Consider the following 2,990-nt stretch of genomic DNA (forward strand, 5'->3'; position numbering starts at 1 on the left):
CCGCCAGCCGCCGCGGTCGGCGAGCGCCCCCAACGGCCAGGGGTCGGCCGGGCTCGGGCCGCGCAGGTCGAGGCGGTGCAGCCGGCCCCAGGTCCACGCGTCGGCGTCGAGCGCCTGGCGGCGGGTGAGCTCGTCGCGGGCGTCTCGCAGCGCGCGCTCGAGGATGTCGTCGCGGGTCTCCTCGACCTCGTCGGTGCGCTTGTCGTCCCACCAGGGGTCGTGGGGCCGGGTGAGCAGGTCGCCGACCACCGCCACCCACCGGTCGCCGCCGTCGGGCCAGATCTCCTCGGGCAGGTCGTCGTGGAAGAGCGCGGCCAGCAGCTCGCTCCAGGCGACGTCGAAGTACGCCGCCGCCGGGCTGTCGGGGTCCTGGTGCAGGTCCCAGTGCCGCAGCAGGCGCTGACCGGCGGAGTAGTAGCCGCGGGGCAGGTCCACGTCGAGGAGGTAGGGCAGCAGCTCCGCGGCCGCCGGCGCGACGTCGTCGAGCTGGACGCCCGCGGTGCCCTCGACCGACACCCCGCCGTCGTCGGCCTGCTGCTGGAGCAGGTCGCGGATCCGCTCGGCTCGGTAGCCGAGGTCCGCGTCACCGCCGAGCGCGTAGGGGTAGTCGCCGCCGACGACCTGCTGGTTGGCGGCGACGAGGACGCCCTGCTCCGGGTCGAGCAGCCGCGGCAGCCCGTCGGCGGGGACCCAGTCACCGGTCCAGTCGTTCTCGGGGCGCCAGCCGGCGCTCGGCAGCAGGCCGTCGTTGCCGGACCGGCGGATGGGGATCCGGCCGGCGGCCTGGTAGCCGATGTGGCCGGCCCGGTCGGCGTAGACGAGGCTCTGGGCGGGCACCTCGAACGACGCCGCCGCGGCCCGGAACGACGCCCAGTCGGTCGCCGTGTCGAGCGCGAGGATCGAGTCGGCCGTGGTCGAGGGCCGCAGCCCGGTCCACTCGAGCGCCACGGCGTACTCCCCCGACCGCACGCCGGGCGGGTCCACCCCGGCCTCGGCGGCCCGGCCGTCGACGTCGGAGACGAGCGGGCCGTGGTCGGTGGAGCGGACGGTGATCGTGACGTCGTCGCCGCCGTCGACCCGGATGGTCTCGGTGCGGGTGCGCAGCGGACGCCAGCCTCCGTCGTAGCGCCACCGGTCGCCCCGGACCCGCTCGAGGTAGAGGTCGCTGACGTCGGCGCCGAGGTTCGCGAAGCCCCAGGCGATGTCCGCGTTGTGGCCGACGATGACACCCGGCAGGCCGGCGAAGGTGAAGCCGGCGACGTCGAGGGGGCAGTCCGCGCTCACCGTGCGGCAGTGCAGGCCCATCTGCAGCCAGGGACCCGGCACCGACACCCCGAGATGGGGGTCGGCGGCGAGCACCGGGGCGCCCGTGGTCGTGTGGTCACCCGAGACGACCCAGGCGTTGCTGCCGAGCGCGTCGCCGCGGCCGACCTGGGCCGGCATCCGCCGCAGCGCCGCGCGCACCCTCACGAGCTCCGCGCGCACCGCGGGGGCCGAGCGGGCGAGGTACGCCGGGCGCCGGGGGTTGCGTGTGCCCGGCATCGTGGCGTCCTGCTCGAAGACCCCGTCGACGACGGCGCCCTGGCCCACGATCGGTGCGTGCCCGGACGGGGCCGGCGGGTACAGGTCGGCCACCTCGGCCGGGGTGTGGCCGGCGAGGGCGAGCACCCGGTCGATCTCGTCGGTCGTGTTGCCGCGCAGGTCCCACGCCATCGCCTTGAGCCAGGCGAGCGAGTCCACGGGCGTCCACTCCTCGGGCCGGTAGCCCAGGCCGTGGGCGTTGAGGACCGTGTACTCGGCGGCGATCTGGCGCGGCGCGTGGCTGTCGAGGTAGGCGTTCACCCCGTCGGCGTAGGCCTCCAGCGCCGAGCGCGTCTCGGGGCGCACCAGCGCCAGCTCCTGCTCGGCGACGCGGCGCCAGCCCAGCGTGCGGGCGTACTCGTCGCTCTCGACCGCCGAGGCGCCGAACAGCTCGGCGAGCCGGCCGGACGCCGCGTGTCGACGCACGTCCATCTGGAAGAAGCGCTCCTGGGCCTGCACGTAGCCCTGCGCGCGCATGAGGTCGCTCATGGAGTCGCCGTACAGCTGTGGGATGCCGTGGGCGTCGCGGACCACCTCGACCCGGCCCTCGAGCCCCGGCAGGTCGGCCCTGCCCGTGGTCTGCGGGAAGGGCGCCCGGACCAGGTGCACCACGGTCAGCAGCCCGGCGAGGAGCACGAGGACGACCGCGACGCCGGCGTACGCCGTGATCCGCGCGAACCGCGGCCAGGCCCGGAACCGGCGCCACCACCCGACGCGCGGGCGGTGCGGCAGGTCGCCCGGCCCACGGTCGGGCGGGCCGTCCGGGTTCGTCGCAGGCATGGTCGGACATTGTGCCGTGTCGTATCATTGGCACTCGTCAGGGTCGAGTGCCAGTTGAGCGACAACAGCGGCCCGCGAGCGGCCCCGAGACCGGAGGAGAAACGTGCCGACCTACCAGTACGCCTGCACCGAGTGCGGCCACGCCTTCGAGGAGTTCCAGAGCTTCCACGACGACGCGCTCACCGAGTGCCCGGCGTGCGAGGGCCGGCTCCGCAAGCTCTTCAACGCCGTCGGCGTCGTGTTCAAGGGCTCGGGCTTCTACCGCACCGACAGCCGGTCCGCGAGCTCCTCCTCGGACACGGCGGCCGCCACGAGCACCACCTCGTCGACCACGACCGCGGCCAAGCCGGCCGTCGCCGCGAGCACCGCCTCCGACTGACCCTGTGGAGAGCCGGCGCGGGCGCGCCGGGTCTCTCCTACCGTCACGGGATGCGCCGTGACCGTCTCGCCCCGTTCCTCCGCGCCGTACGCCGAGCCGTGCTCGCGCGCCGCCGTCCGCTCGCGGCGCTGCTGACCGCGGGAGCGGTCGCCGCCGGACTGCACGCCGCCGCCGAGCCCCCGCCGGCCACCGTCGAGGTCGCCGTCGCCGCTCGCGACCTCCCGGCGGGCACCGTGCTCGCCCCGGGCGA

At 75.7% G+C, this 2,990-nt stretch carries 2 protein-coding genes and 1 pseudogene; 2 read left to right on the forward strand and 1 reads right to left on the reverse strand.

Annotation, left to right across the window (positions count from 1 at the left end; all coding sequences use genetic code 11):
• Window positions 1-2,361: penicillin acylase family protein (locus tag VGD85_RS14125; protein WP_331064079.1), on the reverse strand; the 2,361-nt coding region annotated here is incomplete at its 3' end.
• A gap of 103 nt (window positions 2,362-2,464) precedes the next feature.
• On the opposite strand from VGD85_RS14125, the gene VGD85_RS14130 reads away from it, so the two are divergent.
• Together VGD85_RS14130 and VGD85_RS14135 are read left to right on the forward strand one after the other, a co-directional pair.
• On the forward strand, window positions 2,465-2,740 hold the full coding sequence (locus tag VGD85_RS14130; RefSeq protein ID WP_331064080.1) for an FmdB family zinc ribbon protein: 276 nt from the start codon (window positions 2,465-2,467) through the stop codon (window positions 2,738-2,740).
• Window positions 2,741-2,790: 50 nt separating this feature from the next.
• A pseudogene (locus VGD85_RS14135) lies at window positions 2,791-2,990 on the forward strand (hypothetical protein); the annotation flags it as partial.

It is taken from the genome of Nocardioides sp., assembly GCF_036401255.1.
GTDB lineage: Bacteria > Actinomycetota > Actinomycetes > Propionibacteriales > Nocardioidaceae > Nocardioides.